Raw genomic sequence first — 17,895 nt, forward strand, 5'->3', positions numbered from 1 at the left:
CCTCCACGGTGAACGACAGCCCGCGAAACAGCGTCCTCTCGTCCCGCTCGCAGTACAGATCTCTGGCTTCAAGCATTATTGTCATTGCGCATATTCAGGTTGATATGGCGTATAAACACCGGTCAGGCTTTCCAGGAAGGCGACGATATCGTCAATATCGTTTTGCGGCAGATCGGTGCCAACCTGATAACGCAGCATCAGTTTTACCGCGCCATCCAGCGTCGGTACGTCGCCCCGATGGAAATAAGGCGCTGTTAACGCGACGTTGCGTAAGCCCGGGACTTTTTGCCGTAATTTATCGCGAACCTCTTTGGTGACGTTCATACGACCAATATCCGCTGCGGTAATTTCGCCAAAATTAAAGTCTCGCTTTAATCCCAATGGTTCAAAAGAGCGCCCGCCTAAAATGATACCGCCGTGACAGGTTGCACATTTATTCTCTTTAAATAATTGATAACCGTGTTTCTGTTGCGCGGTCAGCGCATTTTCATCTCCACGTAGCCATTTATCAAAGGCGGAATCCGGCGTTATCAACGTTTTTTCGAATTCGGCGATCGCATCAGTAATATTTTCCCCGGTAAATCCTTGCGGATAAACCGCCTGGAAATCTTTTTTCAGGACAGGATCTTTATCAAGCTTGCTAATAATTTCATCCCAGGATTTAGAGGCCATTTCAATAGGATTTAACGGTGGTCCGCCTGCTTGCTCCTGCAGGGTTGCAGCACGACCATCCCAAAATTGTTCGATATTAAATACGGAGTTGAATACCGTCGGCGCATTTATTGGTCCTACCGCACCGCCAACGCCAATTGAGGTTTTTCTGCCATCGACACCGCCCGCATTTAACGCGTGACAATGCGCACAGGATATTGTGCTGTCGCCGGATAAACGTTCATCATGATAAAGACGGAAACCTAAGTCGACTTTTTTCGCATCGACGGGAATATTGCGCGGAATAGGCTGAACGGGTTCATTCCGGTGCGCCGGGTCGGTATCGGCGCTGGCATAGTTGCGCTCACGCTGATCGGCTATCCAGTTCAGGATGTCAGTACGCTCTTTATCGCTGACGCCCCCCGCCCAGTGCAGCGCGACATAGCGGGTTGGCGGCATAGTCTGATGTTGCATAACCCATTCAATTTTATTCAGTTCGCTTTGCGGCACCGGCGTATCCGCAATCAGGGCGGCCCGTACCGCCTCCAGGTTAAACGATTTGTAGCCAAGCTGGATATCGTAATCCATTAGCTGCTTTGCCACCGGAAAAGAGGAATAAAAAGGTAATTCAGCGGAAGGCGTATGACAATAATCACATCCTTTCTCCCTGAAATAACCCAGTATTTTATTATTTTCACCCACAACCGAGGCCTGCACATCGCTTTTTTTACTGCGCTGTTTGTCGTAATACCATACATACCCGGACAAACCTAAATAACATAACAGCCCAACGGTGATAACCGTTGTCGCATAGAGGGTAATTTTTTTCATATCACTATCCTTATGGGGTATTGCGGCATGATTAATTAAATTTTATTTTTTTACTCATGAGGCCCGTCAATACTAAATACAAACCCATCATGGATATTGATTGGTATCAATAATTACAATTGGCTAAACCTATAGATATGATAACCCCCGACTATCGTAAGATTTATTTTGCGATGCCCGTCACAGGGTTTATTCAGCCGCAACAATGGATAAATCCTCTTTTCCGTCATCAAAACGAACGATAGCCAACAATAATTGACTTAACGCAGCATAAAAACCATAGGGATCATGCTTAAGGCAATTATTTGTAAATTCCGGAAGCCATTCCAGTAATGACGACAATGTTTTCTGGCGTAATTTATTCATTCTCCGTTGTTGGAACGATTCACCCAATGAAAAATGTAAATGGCTGAGTAATTCCAGATAAATCGCCAGGTGGTCGGCCGGCTCTTTAAAATCGTCGTTGACTTCCATCCCGGCTTCAAGCAATAAATGTTTAATCATGCCGGGTTCCTGCTGCGGGTATTGCGAGGCGTAGGGCAACGCCGATTTTTTATCCGTCATCAGGAACAATCCGCAAAAATCTGCGGCCAGCTCCAGCTGCGCATCCTGGCGCAGGCTAAGCGCGGCAATTTTTTGTTCGAGTAACGCCACCGACGCCGCCAGCGCTGGCTGACGCTTTAACAGCGCCAGCCAGTCCGCGATTTCCGCGGACTGTAATTGTATTAACCCTTCATCATCCACTTCCCGGAAAAAGAGTAACGCCAGCCATGCATATACGCAGGCGTACTGTTCCTGAGCAAGCGCTGGCTGCTTAATCATGCGGATTCCCCTGCGATGCGGGTACATATTCACACTGCGCGACCATCTCGACCGGACCGTTAAACGCCGTGACGTTATCAATAGGGCCGGTATATTTTTCAATTTCCACCAGCGTCGTATGCGCGCTGGTCGCCTGCGCGAGCTGTGATGTACCGATATCCAGCGTTAATACGTTAGGGTTGCCGTACTTACATAACGCGTTGAGATCGCCGCCTTTATCAGGATCGTACCAGGCGCCTTCATGAATTCGCGCCACGCCCGGCGCATAGCGATCGGAAACTACCGCTCCCGCCAGTACCTGCCCGCGTGCATTGAATACCCGCACGATGTCACCGTTGCGGATCCCGCGTGCGCTGGCATCCTGTGGGTTAATAAAGACCGGCTCCTTGCCGCCAACGGCATATTGCTGACGCAGCGTTTCCGACTCGCACAGTTGGGAATGCAGACGGAAATCAGGGTGGACGGATTGTAAGTGCAGCGGCCAGCGCTGCGATCCCGGCCCGCCATGCGAGCGTTCGATTTTTTCGAACCACATGGGATGGCCCTGACAATCGTCGTATTGCATGTCGGCGATCGTTTTGGAGTAAATCTCGATCAAACCGCTTGGCGTGCCCAACGGCTCCAGGTCCGGATCTTCACGGAAAGCCTGATGGCGCACAAACATCTGCGGATGATCAAACTCGATGTACTCCTGTTGATTCCAGAACACCTCGAAAGTCGGTAAGTGGATACCGCGACCTTTTCCCTGCTGGCTCCCTTCCTGCCAGATGCGTTTCAGCCAGCCCATTTCATCAAGACCTTCCGTGAATGCCGCTTCACGGTTAAAGCGTCGGCAGAGATCGCGGAAAATATCAAAGTCGTTACGCGCTTCAAACTGCGGCGACACCACCTGTTTCATGGCGATAATGCCGCGGTTAGAGTGGTTGCCGAATTGATCGAGGTCGTTACGCTCAAATTGGGTGGTAGCCGGCAAAACGATATCCGCAAAGCGGCAGGTCGACGTCCACTGGTTATCAATAGCGATGACCGTTTCCAGCTTGCGCCACCCTTCAATTATGCGGTTAATTTGTTGGTGTCGGTGGAACGGGTTAGTCCCGGCGAACACGCACATCTTCAGCGGCGGTAATTTAACCGATTTGCCGTTCCAGTTAATGACCTTGCCCGGTTCAAGAATGGCATCCATAAAACGCGCAATAGGAATGGTGCTGCTGTAGCCTTTGTAATCCGTGCTGTCGTGTACTGGCGGAACGGTCGTCGAACCGGAAAAGCCGCTTAAAATGATCCCTTTACGGCCAGGCGTCCCGGCGCCGTTGTAGTGCCAGCCAAAACCAAAGCCGCCGCCCGGTAAACCAATCTGTCCCAGCATTGCCGCCAGCACGACGACCATCCAAGACCACTGTTCGCCATGCTGCATACGTTGTACGCACCAGCCAGCGATGATTTGCGTTCTGTCGCCCGCCATCTGCCGCGCCAACGCGCGGATGGTGTCGGCGTCAATACCGCACAGTTTTTCCGCCCAGGCGGCATCTTTGGGCTGTCCATCTTTTTCGCCCAGCAAATAGGGGAGGAACTGGTCAAAACCGACGCAATAATTATCGAGGAAATTTTTATCGTACAGTTTCTCGCTGTACAGGGTATGCGCCAGCGCCAGTTGTAACGGGACATCCGTCTGCGGGTTAATGGCGATATGTTTGACCTTATCGCGCCCCAGATAATCGTGCGTGGAGGTGACGACCGGGTCGATGCTGATGACCGAGATAGCGCCGCTGGCAACTTTCTCTTTTAATTGTTCATAGTACTGATAGACATCGTGATCCGGGCACCACCAGTTTGCCTGCTGGTTTTTCACCATATCAGAACCCCATAGCACAATTGTTTTACTGTTCTGTAAAACCAGAGGCCATGACGTTTGCTGCTCGTACACTTCCATTGAACCCACCACGCGCGGCAGAATCACCTGTGCCGCGCCAGTCGAATAGTCCCCTCCCGTGCTGACGCTATTGCCATGTAGCGCAATCGCGCGCGCCAGCATCCCGGAGGCGTTATGGAACATGCCGGTAGATTGCCAGCCGCTCGCCGTCAGTAACGCGCTCGGCCCGTAGGTTTTTTGCACCCGCTCCAGTTCCTGATAGAACAGATCCAGCGCTTCATCCCAGGAGACGCGCACAAAACGATTATCGCCGCGCTGCGAGGTGTCGCTTTGATGACCTTTGCGCATCCAGTCGACGCGCACCATCGGATAGCGAATACGCGCCGCATTGTGAACGTGATCGGGCAGACCAGCGATCATTTTGGACGGGTATTTATCCTGTTCAAACGGTTTTGCCGCCACAAATCGACCGTCAACCACCGTGGCGCGAATCGCCCCCCAGTGAGAACCGGTAAGGATACCCTCTTTCGTCGCGGCGCCTGGCGCAACGGCATCCGCTGCGCGGGCGCTACGGGGCGTCAGCAGTGACGGCCCCAGCATTCCTGCCACCGTCAAACCGCCAAGCTGCGCCAGAAAACGTCGACGAGAGACGTGTAACGAGTCCTTATTTTTCATTGTGTTATCCCTTATCGCTGTGCGGCGTGTTGGTGGTATCAGACGCATTCATCTGGAGATATTTCAACAAGGTACGTTCTTCACGCTTATCCAGACTGGTGAAACCGATCATGCCGTTGAGCGTGCCGATCCAGCCGTTAGCGTCAAAGTGCGCTTTGTCCGGCGCGCCGTGACACTGATTACAGGTGCCGTTATAGAGGGAGTCGGCATAGGCCCAAATCGGTTTAATGTCATTTACCATGTCGCCTTTTTGCATCCACGCGGTTGCCTGTAATTTGCTCCACTGAGTATTGGTCGCCGCGACGGTGGTCTCTTCCAGCGTTTTCACATGCTGTTGCACATCGCCGCGAATCGAGGCGACAAAAATACGTTTACCGGGCAACTGCGTCAGCACGCGCTGGCGACCGTCCGTCTCCGTCCAGCCTTCGATTTGCACTTGCAGCCAGTCACCGTCCCGTTTAAGGACTTTCACTTCAGAAGCAGGTAACAGCGAACCTGCCGGTTCTTTATCGCCTTTAGCGGCGTAAATCGGCTTGATATCCAGCGAATAGAGCGTATCGCCGTCATTATGCGTACTGGCGCTGGCGCGCAGTTCATCAAACTGTTTGCGGAAACCGCTGCTCATATCCGGTAGCTGGTGGGCAATCCCTTTATGACAGTCGATGCAGGATTGATTTTCTTTCGCGGCGATTTTCATTTGCCGCGCCGCTTCCGGGTTCTGTTTCGCGTGATCCATCGCATCGTAGTTATGGCAGGAACGACAGGTCGCGGAGTTATTCTCTTTCATGCGCGCCCATTCACGCTCGGCAAGCTCGGCGCGTTTGGCTTCAAATTTTTCCGGGGTATCAATCGAGTGGGCGATAAATGTCTGGTAAAGATCGTTGCTGGCTTCCAGCTTACGTTTCACCATGCCTGGAATATCAGGGGGGATATGGCAATCGTGGCATTCCGCGCGTACGCCGGAAGCGTTCTGGAAATGTACGGACTGTTTATATTCCTGATACACCGGCTGCATACTATGGCAGCTGACGCAAAACTCTGTCGTACTGGTCAGTTTGATACCGACGTGAGGTAACACGATCAGCGCAACGCCGATCACAATCCCGACAATGACCAGCGCCAGTATCGACCAACGGGCGCTTGGCCTGAGTAGCGCTCTCCAGAGTTTTCGCATAATAGCCCCTGTAATTATATGGTTTAATGCGCAGATCTTATTCCGCAAATATGAACAGCGTCACTGGTCAGGATGAACGGGATACGGCAATATATGAACAGATATGAACAGAAAGAGACCGCGCGCAGGATGTCACATCACATTGTTATTGTTGAGGATGAACCTGTTACTCAGGCCAGATTACAGGCCTATTTTGAGCAGGAGGGGTATCGCGTTTCGGTGACCGACAGCGGCGCGGGCCTGCGCGACATCATGGAGCATGAGCACGTTTCGCTGATCCTGCTGGATATCAACCTCCCCGATGAAAACGGGTTGATGCTGACCAGGGCGCTACGCGAACGCTCCACGGTGGGCATTATTCTGGTGACAGGGCGTTGCGACCAAATCGACCGCATCGTCGGGCTGGAGATGGGCGCGGACGACTACGTCACCAAGCCGCTGGAACTGCGCGAGCTGGTAGTGCGGGTGAAAAACCTTTTGTGGCGCATCGATCTGGCCCGCCCCACGCCGCAAAATGCCAGTGAAAACTGCTATATGTTTTCCGGTTACTGCCTGAACGTGATGAATCACACGCTGGAGCACAATGGTGAAGCCATTAAGCTTACGCGCGCGGAGTACGAGTTACTGCTGGCCTTTGTGACCAACCCAGGCAAAGTGCTGCATCGCGAACGTCTGCTGCGAATGCTTTCCGCCCGCCGCGTAGAGACTCCGGATCTCCGCACGATTGATGTCCTGGTTCGCCGCTTACGCCATAAAATTACGCCGGAACTGCTGGTCACACAGCATGGCGAAGGCTACTTTTTAGCCTCGGAGGTGTATTGATACAGATAGACGGGCCGAAATCCCGGAGGCGATAGCGAACGGCGAACGCGCGCGCTGTCGGCGTTGTTATGCGTCAAAATAAGCACCGGCGGGCTGATATTTTCAGGCACCGGTTGCCCCTGTAAGACCTTAATCGACTGCGTTATCGCTAATTCTCCCTGCCAGGCCATCTGATCGCTGAGCGCCATCAGGATATGGCCGCGTTTTAAACCGCGATAAACCTGATGCGTCAGATAAAATGAGACGATCGTGAGCGGAGTCGTCAAATTTCGCCCTTCGCCCATCGCCGCCTCCGCCGCTATCGCCGACCCGGCGACCACATTGGCGTCCGGATGGCGCTCCAGCATTTCCTGGAGTAAGTTTCGCTGCACTTCAATGTCGTTATCGCCCCAGGCGATATCCACAATGTTGATGGCGCTGCCTTTAATTGCCTGACGAAAACCCGCCACCATCTCCTGACTGCCGCCGGCTTCTTCCGGCCCCGGGAAGAGTAAAACGTTAAGCGCTTTTCCTTTGCTCCACTGCACCAGGAAACGTCCCGGCAGATACCCCATCTGAAACCACGGCAGACCAACGCGGGTTGCGACGCTGGCATCGTGAATCATGTTCACCAGTTCAATAACCGGCACATTACCGGCATACCGTTCCAGTTCCGGGAAACGATCGGTACTGCTGCCAAGCAGAATAGCGTCGGCGCCCCACTCCCGGCATTGCATCATTTGCTGTTGTTGCGTCGCCAGTTGCCGATAGCCATTCGCTTCCAGCACTTTTAAATCAACGCCATACAATTTGGCCGCTTTTTGCATCCCGTAGTTGACGGACAACCAGTAAGAATCTTTCAGGCTGGGGTATAATGCGCACAGTTTCCAGGGTTTACTCGCATTGACTGACGTTTGCCGCCAGGGAATCGCCCGATCGGCTCGCGTCCAGTGTAGCAGTCCGGTTTCGGCTGACGCCGTTTCTACATTCGAGACGATGATTATCAAAAAAAAGAACGAAATAAGCGCGCGCATGATAGCCCCACCAGCAACAAGGTTTTATCCTAATGGTTTTTCCGGCGGCAACTCAACCCATTTCACCCGCGGCGCATAAATGTCAACGCCTTCACTGACCCGCAGATTATGGCTGGCCTTCGCCCTGATGGCGGCGCTCACCCTGCTCAGCACCGTGATCGGCTGGATAAGCCTGCGCGTCATTAGTCAGGTGGAGCAAACCAATACGCAAGCGCTGCTCCCGACGATGAATATGGCCAGGCAGTTAAGCGAAGCCAGCGCTTACGAGCTCTTTTCCGCGCAAAATCTGACCAATGCCGACAGTGAGGGCGTTTGGCTGGCGCAGGGGAAGATGCTGAAAGCGCAAAGCCTTAAAATTAACCATCTTTTGCAGGCATTAAGCGAGCAGGGGTTTAATACCTCGGCCATCGCCCGGCAAGAAAAAGAGATTGCACAAACGCTTGGGCAACAGGGAACGCTGGTCGGTGAAATTCTCACGCTGCGCGCACAGCAACAGCAGTTAAGCCGCCAGATTGCGGAGGCGGCGGAAAGCATTGCCGCCCAGGCTCACGGTCAGGCCAATAATGCAGCGACATCTGCAGGCGCCACCCAGGCCGGTATTTACGATCTTATCGAAAGCGGTAAAGGGGACCAGGCTGAACGCGCGCTTGACCGACTAATTGATATCGACCTTGAGTATGTGAATCAGATGAATGAGCTGCGGGTCAATGCCCTGCGGTTTAAGCAGCTCATTGTGACCTTAAAAGACGCGCAAGGGCTGAGCGATGCCGAGGACACCGATGAAAAACTTAATCAGTTGGTTAAAATTTTATCCCGCCGCCAGCAGCGTATAGAAGATCCTACCGTTCGCGCCCAAATCGCCGACGCGCTGGAGAAAATAAATCAGTACACCACACTGGTTACCCTGTTTCGTAAGGAAAACGCCATCCGCGACCAGCTTCAAACGCTTATGGCCAATAACCTCTTTCAGTTTACCCGCTTCAGTACGGAAGTGTCGCAGTTGGTGAATGCCATCGAAAAACGAAACGAGGCTGGGTTAGCGCGTCTTACACACGCCAGTCAGCGTGGGCAAATAGGGTTAGTGATCTTAGGTATCCTGGCGCTGTGCTCATTAAGTTTTATTCTTTGGCGAGTGGTTTACCGTTCCGTATCCCGCCCGCTGGCGCAACAAACTCAGGCCTTACAGCGGCTACTGGAGGGCGATATTGACTCACCGTTTCCGGAGGCGGCTGGCGTCAGCGAACTGGATACCATCAGCCGTCTGATGGAAGCGTTTCGCGCCAACGTGCGCAAATTAAACCGCCATCGTGAGGATTTGGCGGAACAGGTGCGTTCGCAAACGGCGGAGCTTCATGCGCTGGTGCTGGAACACCGGCAGGCGCGCGCCGAAGCGGAAAAGGCCAACGAGGCGAAATCGACGTTCCTTGCCGCCATGAGCCATGAAATTCGCACGCCGCTTTACGGCATTCTCGGTACGGTACAATTGCTGGCCGATAAACCGCTCATGGCAAACTACCGCGACGACTTACAGGCCATTAATGATTCAGGCGAATCGCTACTGGCGATTCTTAACGATATTCTTGATTACTCGGCGATTGAAGTAGGCGGCACCAACGTTTCTATTAGCGAGGAGCCGTTTGAACCGCGACAATTGTTGAATAGCGCGCTGCATTTAATGCACAGCCGCGTGCAGGTGGCGCTCATCGCCGACTTTAGCGAGCAACTCCCCTCCACGCTACAAGGCGATCCGCGCCGGATACGTCAAATTGTGATTAATCTTTTAAGTAATGCGGCGAAATTTACCGATCGCGGCAGCATAGTGCTGCGCATGTTTTGCGACGATCAGAGCTGGTTTATTGAGGTTGAAGATACCGGGTGCGGTATCCCTGAAGCGAAGCTGACGGCTATTTTCAAACCGTTTGTGCAGGCGACAGGACGCCGGGGCGGGACGGGCCTGGGGCTGGCTATCAGCGCCAGCCTGGCAGAGGCGATGGGCGGGACGCTAACCGTCACCAGTACGCTTCATGTTGGCAGTTGTTTTCGCTTACAACTGCCGGTTCGCCACCCCAAACCCGCAAGCAAAAATGCGTTCAGGGAACCGATAAATCTTAACGGGCTACGTCTGTTGCTGATTGAAGATAATATGCTGACGCAGCGTATTACCGCTGAAATGCTCACGGGTAAAGGGGTGAAGGTCTCAGTAGCTGAAAGCGCGAATGACGCGCTACGCTGTTTAGCTGAAGGCGAGTCCTTTGATGTAGCGCTGGTGGATTTTGATTTACCGGATTATGACGGCTTAACCCTGGCGCAGCAGTTGATGAGCCTGTATCCCGCCATGAAACGCATTGGTTTTAGCGCGCATGTGATAGACGATAATCTTCGTCAGCGTACCGCCGGTCTTTTCTGCGGGATTATTCAAAAGCCCGTTCCCCGCGAGGAGCTTTACCGCATGATAGCGCACTATTTACAGGGCAAATCTCACAATACGCGGGCGATGCTGAATGAACATCAGCTTGCCGGCGATATGGCGTCTGTCGGCCCGGAAAAGCTCCGGCAATGGGTCGCCTTATTCAAAGACAGCGCGCTGCCTTTAGTCGAGGAGATCGAGGCGGCGCGCGCCATGAATGACGACGTTAACATTAAGCGGCTGGCGCATAAATTAAAAAGCGGCTGCGCCAGCCTGGGGATGACGCAGGCAACCGAAGCCTGTCGGGAGCTGGAATTGCAACCGCTTAGCGATATAGATATTAAAACTATCGTGACGCAGGGAGTGACGGCGCTCGACGCATGGATAGCCGGTCATCCTTCGCCATAATAGCTTCCGGCTCGCCAAACGACGCGTTTCACATCGCCAGTTATCAGGACATAAAACAGTACGCCGAGGGTATAAGAGGGAAATAGCCTACGGCTACTGCCTGTTTAATGATTCTGTGTTTTTTCGTCCTGTAGCCGTGCCTGCTCCGCCAGGGCGGCAAAATCTTTTTCGCTGTAATAGTGCGCGGGAGGCGGTAGCTGCGCCATATCCTCGCTGGGCCACAATTGTAGTTGCGCCAGCGTGCTAAGCTGGATACCGCGCCAGCGATGGGGCAAGCTCAGCGGCAATAGCGGCATTATCTCGCCAGGAATGGCGGTCGGCAGGCGGTCATCGCCCATCTGATAATTACGATGCAGCACCAGATATTTTTCCGGTACCCGCCGCTGGCTGTTCCACCAACGGCCATCAAGCATATCAAACTGAAAACGGGTGATCTGCGCCGGCTGCGCTGCCAGCTGCGTCAGCGCTTGCCTCAGCGCAGTTTCCATCGCCGTGTTGTACATCTCTTGCGTTTTCGTCTGGCCGCCGACAATTAAAGACGCTGCCAGACGGGCACCCGCGAGGTTAGAATAGAGATCTTCCGGCGAAAAAGCCGATACTCCCTCAGAAAATCCGCGAACAGACTCGAAACCGTACCATTGGGCGATTTCGTGCCACTCCGCCACCTGGAACGCCAGATGCGCCGACAGCCAGGCGGCCAGCGTGTAACGCTCGCGTGCATCGACCGGAGGGGTAAAAGCAGTAAAAACCAGACGCCGTTCGGCCAGCTCCTCGCCCAGATTCAGCGTAAAAGCCTGCCCCAGCTTTGGTAGTAGTTGGCTGAAGATATACACTGTCATATCAGCGGTATCCCGCACATGTGCGGTGTCGATGAATCCGCCACGCAAGGTATACACAATACCGTTATTCTCACCGCTAAGGCCAATCAGGTTTGCCACGCCCGAGTACAGATGGTCGTTGTACTGATGATGCCCCAGCGAGTCCACCGTCACGATGTTATTTAACTGATAGAACGGAACCGGCAGTCCCAGCAGCTCGGCATGCAGGTCGTAACCAAAAGCGCAACACGGCCGCAACCCCTTTGGCAGCGGCTGCGGCGGCATCGTCGGCCAGGCTTCACTGGCAGCAGGCATTGGGTGAGTGGACAGATAGAGCGACAGTGGTAAGGCGGCGCGGGCACTCCCCGCCAGAAACAGCAGCGCCAGAAAGATAACCCGAACGACGGACCTCAAAATGCTTCTCCTACCTGAAAATAAAAACCGCTGCTAGCTTTGCCCACGCCGTAATCCAGCCGCACATTGACGCGCGGCTTGAACTCAAAGCGATAGCCCACGCCCGCAGAAGGCAGCCATCGCCCGTCATCCAGATGATGCAAAGACGATCCCATGGTGCCCGCGCCCACCCAACCGACAACGCCATGCCGCCAGCTCAGCTTATGGCGATATTCCAGCTGACCGCTGATAGCATTTTTATCGCGATAGCGTCCTTCATAATAGCCGCGCATACGATGGTTACTGCCCAGCAGCGGCAGCATATTCCACGGCACATCACCCTGAGTAAAGGCGCCGTCCGTTTCCCAGGCCAGCACATCTTTATCATTGACGGCATGGTAACGACTATAGTGCAGTTGGTATTCATCGAACCGCGTATCGCTACCGACGTCCGACGCGAAGTGGGTATAGCGAAGGGTGGCATACTGCCCTTTGCGTGGGTTAGGTATAAAATCACGATCATCCCAGCTAATCTCAACGCTACCGCCGTTACTCAGTGAAGAACAGCCCTGCGCGGTACTTTGAATTTTGGGCGGATCGGTCTCATCAATTTGCGCGGCGTGCTGTACATCCAGCCTCCAGCCAACGCCAAGATAGATATTGTTAACCAGCCGACGATACAGCATGGGTTGCAGATCCAGCACCTGCGCAGTATAGGCCTGCTTATGGCTGTCTTTACCACCGGCGGCAAAACCCTGTCCCCAATAGTAAGTGGGCGTGTCGCTCAATGCGCCAGTGAGGAAGAAACGCCAGCGATCTTGCGCGAAAAAAGCGTAATTTTGCAGGCTTACGCCAAAAGCGCCTGTGGAGCTGAAATAGCCGCTCAGCGACAGCGTGGATACCTGGCTAACCTTATCGGCAGGATCGGGGCGATACATACCGACGATAGCGGTGCCGATGCCCAGCCCCAGTTCAGGGGTATAAAATGGCCCGGGCATTACTCCCCAGTTGACGCCTTTGGCGGCATCGTAAGTATCGCTATCCCCCATTTGTTGTAGCCAGCCGTCCACCTGACTGCGGCTGGGCAGCGACGCCTGCGCCACGCCGGACAGCACACCGGCGACGCAAAGCAACAGTCGGTAATGGCAGCGATTCAAAAGCGGTACTCACCGGCCACAAAGAAGCTATTGCGCTCGGCAAAGCCAAACTCGGTGGTAACGTTGAAATGGCGGGTTATTTCATACTGAGCGCCCAGCAGCATGTTCCACGGTGATTGTAGATGCTGTTTGACGTCAAAGCGGCCGTTATTGTTATAGTTAGCCATACTCACCAGCCTTTGTAGCGTCGCTGACGGCATGGTCAGGTCGTCGAGGCTGCCTTTAAACTCCTGCTGCACATCCTGATACATGCTGCCGACCCAGACGTTTAGCTTGCCCGACGGCAGATGCATCTTATCTATACCCGGGGTGGTAAAACGGTAACCAACACGAGGTGAGACGGTAAAGGCGTCGATGCTGCCATCAAGAATATCGAACTGTGTCTGGGTGTAGTTAGCATCAACAGCGGTAAACCAGTTACTTACGCCGCCGACCAGCGTGGTGCCGATGCCATAGGTAGTGCCTTTAAAGTCGAGTTTAAACTTGAGGTTTTGCAGATCGGCGGGATGAAAAACGTGGCCATTTTTCGTCATCAACCCAACACCAATTTGCGAAACGGAATGACCATCGGTATAGCCCACCAGGCCGTACACATTCATAAATGGCAGCAGCCAGGCATCCAGCTTGACCGTTTCGGTCTTGCTCTTTTCACGGGTATGACCGACGTTAATTTTAAATGCGTTATCTAATGGAATTCCCCCGTTGGGACCTAAAGCCAGGCCATTAAAGTTGATGCTATCAACGTTAATATTCTGCCCAATATTCATGTAGTTAATATTGAGGCCAAATGGCTCGGGAAGCTCATAGCCACGCTTTCGGGCTTCATCACCCAGAAAAGGCAACACTGATGTACTGGCAGGCTTTGCCACCGGCGTTATCGCGACTGGCGATGTGGCTGCAGATGGGGCGTCATCCTGATAGCTATAAACAGGCGACAGGTTCGCCGGGGAGCTGGTAGCCGCCCAGGTAGAAAAAGCCATAGCGGGCAGCGCCAACAGCAAAAGGGAGCGTTTTTTCATAATGATGAAGCGTTTATTCTGGCGAGAAGCGCCGCCGGATCGAAAGGAGGAGGGAGAATATAGTAATCGTCGCCTGGTGGGCGGGATTTCTGTGCGAATTAATCTTTTGAAATAAAAAACTATTTTCTACAACGTCTTTGTTGCAACACATTAGCTTCATGAGTGGAACTATCGGCCCGACGGCGATCGGGCCGGAGTGAATCAGGACAGAACATGTTGTTCAATCGCCCAGGCAACACCATCTTCAAGGTTCGATTTAGTCACAAAGTTAGCCACCTCTTTGACCGACGGAATGGCGTTGTCCATTGCCACGCCCATACCGGCGTATTCGATCATCGCAATGTCGTTTTCCTGATCGCCAATCGCCATCACCTCCTCTGGCTTAATACCCAGCGCCTCGGCCAGTGATTTTACGCCAGTGCCTTTATTAACCCGTTTATCGAGGATTTCAAGGAAATACGGCGCACTTTTCAGCACGGTGTACTTTTCCTTCACCTCTGCCGGTATACGCGCAATCGCCCGGTCGAGAACGGCAGGCTCATCGATCATCATAACTTTCAGGAACTGGGTGTTCGGGTCCATCTTCTCCGCTTCACAAAATACCAGCGGAATGGTCGCCACATACGATTCATGCACCGTGTAGTAGCTGATATCGCGGTTAGCGGTATAAAGCGTATTTCGGTCTAATGCGTGGAAGTGAGAACCCACCTCACGGGACAGTTTTTCCAGGTAACGGTAGTCATCATAGCTGAGCGCCGTTTGCGCAACCGTACTGCCGTCCCCTGCTTTCTGCACCAGCGCCCCGTTATAGGTGATGCAATAATCACCGGGCTGTTCCATGTGAAGTTCTTTCAGGTAACTGTGCACACCCGCATACGGACGGCCTGTGGTCAGCACCACGTTTACCCCTTTTTCACGCGCAGCGGCAATCGCGTTTTTAACCGCCGGAGAAATGGTGTGATCGGGCAGCAGAAGGGTGCCATCCATGTCGATAGCAATGAGTTTAATAGCCATGAAATCCCCGCATTAAATGAGTCCTGACTCATGCTAACGCGATTCCGCTCAAAAAACAGTAAAGAATCCGAGAGAAAGGGGGATAAGATTCACAAACGAGATTCCCCTTTTCAGGCCGTATTCTCCCCTCCTGATGTATTAGATAACCTCATTAATCAAACAGAAAATACCGTTTTTCTAAAAGAATGCGTATTGCTACTTTGGACATCATCACTTAGAGCCTAATGGGATTGGTTCTTAATCAGTAAAAATCAACAAAAACTTATATTTTAAAATAACCTTATCCGATGAGAAGGAGATCGCTAATGTCGATGGCCCTTACCGCCCCCCCAACCAGGAAAAGATTTTTAATCGTTGCCTGTCTGTTTATTGGAATATTTATTGCTTATCTCGATCGCGTTAATGTTTCGGTATTAGCCGCGAATGAACCCTTCTTAGCCTATATGGGTATTGAAGGTATGCCCTTGCAAATCGGCATGATGATGACCGTCTTTCTGGCCGCTTATGGTATCGCTAACGTTGTATTATCACCGCTTGGCGATTATCTCGGCCCCAGAAAAGCAATGATACTTTGTATTCTGATCTGGACTATCGCTTTAATGGTTGGCGGCGTCGCCACATCATTCGCTCTAATTATTATTTGCCGTATATTACTGGGCATCGGAGAGGGATTTTATTATCCACTGCAAAGCGTATTTATTAAAAACTGGTTCCCGAAGCAGGAGCGCGGCAGAGCAAACGCGGCGTGGATCGTCGGCCAGTCGGTGGCACCCGCCATTGCGATGCCTTTTTTCACCTGGTGGATAGGCACCCACGGCTGGCGTTCCAACTTTTTCTTATGCGCCGCTCTCGGGTTAATCCCTCTTTGGCTACTTTGGCGATATGTTGCTGATAAACCAGAACAACATAAAAGTATCAGCGAACAAGAACTGGCTTATATCAAAGCTGGACAGGAAACGGAAAGCGCAGGCAACAGCGAAAGTTTTATGTTGCGGGTAAAACCGGTGATTACCAACTACAGCTATTGGCTGCTGGTACTGTGGTATCTGTGTCTGCAATGTTTATATTGGGGAATGATTACCTGGCTACCAACCTATCTAAAATCAGCCAGAGGGTTCAGTTGGGCGGAAATGGGTTGGCTGGCGTCGCTTCCCTTTGTCCTGTCGATATTTGCCAAAGCGGCCGCAGGCGTCTTCGTCGATAAAATAGGACGCAGCGCTCCCATATTAATGGTGTTAATGTTTTTCGCTGGCGTCAGTATCTATTTCGGTACCATAACCGAACATAAATATATGTCAGCAGTACTCCTCTCCTTTGCTGTGGCTTTCTGTACGATGGGCACCCCCGTTGCCTGGACGTTATTACAGGGAATGATACCAGGAAAATCCATATCCGCCGCCAGCGGCGTAATGAACGGCGTCGCCAATGGACTCTCTTCATTATCTCCCGTATTTATCGGCTTATTTATTTCTATCACTGGAACTTATACCGGCGGCTTACTATGCCTGGTTTTTATCAGCGCTATCGCCGTGGTATCGGCATTAATCTTAACGATTAAAAAATATTAATTACGAGGAGTAAATGATGAAAATTACCAGCGTTGATATTATTGATGTGGCGAACGATTTTGCGTCCGCCACCAGCAAATGGCGTCCGGTGGTGGTAAAAATTAATACCGACGAAGGCATTTCCGGTTTTGGCGAAGTCGGGCTGGCTTACGGCGTCGGCGCCTCTGCGGGCATCGGCATGGCAAAAGATTTAGCCGCCATTATCATCGGCATGGACCCGATGAATAACGAAGCTATCTGGGAAAAAATGCTCAAAAAAACCTTCTGGGGGCAGGGCGGCGGCGGCATTTTTTCCGCGGCGATGAGCGGCATCGATATCGCGCTGTGGGATATCAAAGGCAAAGCGTGGGGCGTACCGCTGTATAAAATGCTTGGCGGCAAAAGCCGCGAGAAAATAAGAACCTACGCCAGTCAGCTACAGTTTGGTTGGGGGGACGGCAGCGATAAAGATATGCTGACCGAGCCGGAGCAGTATGCACAGGCGGCGCTGACCGCCGTCAGCGAAGGCTATGACGCAATAAAAGTGGATACCGTCGCAATGGATCGCCACGGCAACTGGAACCAGCAAAACCTCAACGGGCCGCTCACCGATAAAATCCTGCGCCTGGGCTACGACCGTATGGCCGCCATTCGCGATGCGGTCGGCCCGGACGTGGATATCATCGCCGAAATGCACGCCTTTACGGACACCACCTCGGCGATTCAGTTTGGCCGCATGATAGAAGAGCTGGGCATCTTCTACTACGAGGAACCGGTTATGCCGTTAAACCCCGGACAAATGAAACAAGTGGCTGATAAAGTTAATATTCCACTGGCGGCTGGCGAACGCATTTACTGGCGCTGGGGATACCGTCCTTTCCTGGAAAACGGCAGCCTGAGCGTTATTCAGCCCGATATCTGCACCTGCGGCGGCATCACCGAAGTGAAGAAAATCTGCGATATGGCGCATGTTTACGACAAAACGGTGCAAATCCACGTTTGCGGCGGGCCGATTTCCACAGCGGTGGCGCTGCATATGGAAACCGCAATCCCTAACTTCGTCATCCACGAACTGCACCGGTATGCGCTGCTGGAGCCGAATACACAGACCTGTAAATACAACTACCTGCCGAAAAACGGCATGTACGACGTTCCGGAGCTTCCCGGCATCGGCCAGGAACTGACCGAAGAAACCATGAAAAAATCACCAACCATCACCGTAAAATAAGCCAACTGTCTGCCTGCGCCGCAGGCAGACCCCCTGTATTTGCGAG

General features: G+C 52.6%; 13 protein-coding genes and 1 pseudogene. 4 read left to right on the plus strand and 10 right to left on the minus strand.

Going from position 1 to position 17,895, the window contains the following annotated elements; genetic code table 11:
- The 5 genes and pseudogenes from ACLJZ5_RS20775 to torC all read right to left on the minus strand — a co-directional run.
- A pseudogene (locus tag ACLJZ5_RS20775) lies at positions 1 to 76 on the minus strand (heme ABC transporter ATP-binding protein CcmA); the annotation flags it as partial.
- A 5-nt stretch (positions 77 to 81) separates the two neighbouring features.
- Positions 82 to 1,482 carry a cytochrome-c peroxidase gene (locus ACLJZ5_RS20780; protein WP_000724476.1) on the minus strand — a complete coding sequence of 467 codons (1,401 nt, stop codon included), beginning with the start codon at positions 1,480 to 1,482 and terminating at the stop codon, positions 82 to 84.
- 189 nt (positions 1,483 to 1,671) lie between these two features.
- On the minus strand, positions 1,672 to 2,304 hold the full coding sequence (gene torD, locus ACLJZ5_RS20785; protein WP_000595415.1) for a molecular chaperone TorD: 633 nt from the start codon (positions 2,302 to 2,304) through the stop codon (positions 1,672 to 1,674).
- Entirely contained in the window at positions 2,297 to 4,849 is a 2,553-nt protein-coding gene (torA, locus tag ACLJZ5_RS20790) for a trimethylamine-N-oxide reductase TorA (protein ID WP_020437375.1), read from the minus strand. The genes torD and torA overlap by 8 nt, the downstream gene beginning before the upstream one ends.
- Before the next feature lie 4 nt (positions 4,850 to 4,853).
- Positions 4,854 to 6,023, minus strand: coding sequence for a pentaheme c-type cytochrome TorC (gene torC, locus ACLJZ5_RS20795; protein ID WP_031617887.1), 1,170 nt, complete (start codon positions 6,021 to 6,023; stop codon positions 4,854 to 4,856).
- A gap of 129 nt (positions 6,024 to 6,152) precedes the next feature.
- Here torC and torR point away from each other — a divergent pair, with 129 nt between their 5' ends.
- A complete protein-coding gene (gene torR, locus ACLJZ5_RS20800) occupies positions 6,153 to 6,845 on the plus strand; it encodes a two-component system response regulator TorR (protein ID WP_001562512.1) in 693 nt (230 codons plus the stop codon).
- Here torR and torT read toward each other — a convergent pair.
- Positions 6,818 to 7,858, minus strand: coding sequence for a TMAO reductase system periplasmic protein TorT (gene torT, locus ACLJZ5_RS20805; protein ID WP_001202038.1), 1,041 nt, complete (start codon positions 7,856 to 7,858; stop codon positions 6,818 to 6,820). The two genes, torR and torT, sit on opposite strands and share 28 nt — an antisense overlap.
- Before the next feature lie 79 nt (positions 7,859 to 7,937).
- Here torT and torS point away from each other — a divergent pair, with 79 nt between their 5' ends.
- On the plus strand, positions 7,938 to 10,673 hold the full coding sequence (torS, locus tag ACLJZ5_RS20810) for a TMAO reductase system sensor histidine kinase/response regulator TorS (RefSeq protein WP_116526419.1): 2,736 nt from the start codon (positions 7,938 to 7,940) through the stop codon (positions 10,671 to 10,673).
- 104 nt (positions 10,674 to 10,777) lie between these two features.
- Here torS and ACLJZ5_RS20815 read toward each other — a convergent pair whose 3' ends face one another.
- The 4 genes from ACLJZ5_RS20815 to yidA form a co-directional block, all read right to left on the minus strand.
- Entirely contained in the window at positions 10,778 to 11,905 is a 1,128-nt protein-coding gene (locus tag ACLJZ5_RS20815; RefSeq protein WP_023224010.1) for a DUF4056 domain-containing protein, read from the minus strand.
- The gene (locus ACLJZ5_RS20820) at positions 11,902 to 13,041 is read right to left on the minus strand and encodes a BamA/TamA family outer membrane protein (protein WP_024797549.1); all 1,140 of its coding nucleotides are present in this window, start codon (positions 13,039 to 13,041) and stop codon (positions 11,902 to 11,904) included. The genes ACLJZ5_RS20815 and ACLJZ5_RS20820 overlap by 4 nt, the downstream gene beginning before the upstream one ends.
- On the minus strand, positions 13,038 to 14,060 hold the full coding sequence (locus ACLJZ5_RS20825) for a hypothetical protein (RefSeq protein WP_024797548.1): 1,023 nt from the start codon (positions 14,058 to 14,060) through the stop codon (positions 13,038 to 13,040). Before ACLJZ5_RS20825 ends, ACLJZ5_RS20820 begins: the two co-directional genes overlap by 4 nt.
- 201 nt (positions 14,061 to 14,261) lie before the next feature.
- Positions 14,262 to 15,074 carry a sugar-phosphatase gene (gene yidA / locus ACLJZ5_RS20830; protein ID WP_000985571.1) on the minus strand — a complete coding sequence of 271 codons (813 nt, stop codon included), beginning with the start codon at positions 15,072 to 15,074 and terminating at the stop codon, positions 14,262 to 14,264.
- Between the two features lie 305 nt (positions 15,075 to 15,379).
- On the opposite strand from yidA, the gene ACLJZ5_RS20835 reads away from it, so the two are divergent.
- Together ACLJZ5_RS20835 and ACLJZ5_RS20840 are read left to right on the plus strand one after the other, a co-directional pair.
- Positions 15,380 to 16,642, plus strand: coding sequence for an MFS transporter (locus tag ACLJZ5_RS20835; RefSeq protein ID WP_024797547.1), 1,263 nt, complete (start codon positions 15,380 to 15,382; stop codon positions 16,640 to 16,642).
- Positions 16,643 to 16,655: 13 nt separating this feature from the next.
- Positions 16,656 to 17,849 (plus strand): mandelate racemase/muconate lactonizing enzyme family protein, encoded by a 1,194-nt coding sequence (locus ACLJZ5_RS20840; RefSeq protein WP_000975836.1) that lies wholly within the window; start codon positions 16,656 to 16,658, stop codon positions 17,847 to 17,849.
- Positions 17,850 to 17,895 lie beyond the last annotated feature (46 nt).

The organism is Salmonella sp. 5800 (assembly GCF_046558195.1).
GTDB classification, from domain to species: domain Bacteria; phylum Pseudomonadota; class Gammaproteobacteria; order Enterobacterales; family Enterobacteriaceae; genus Salmonella; species Salmonella enterica.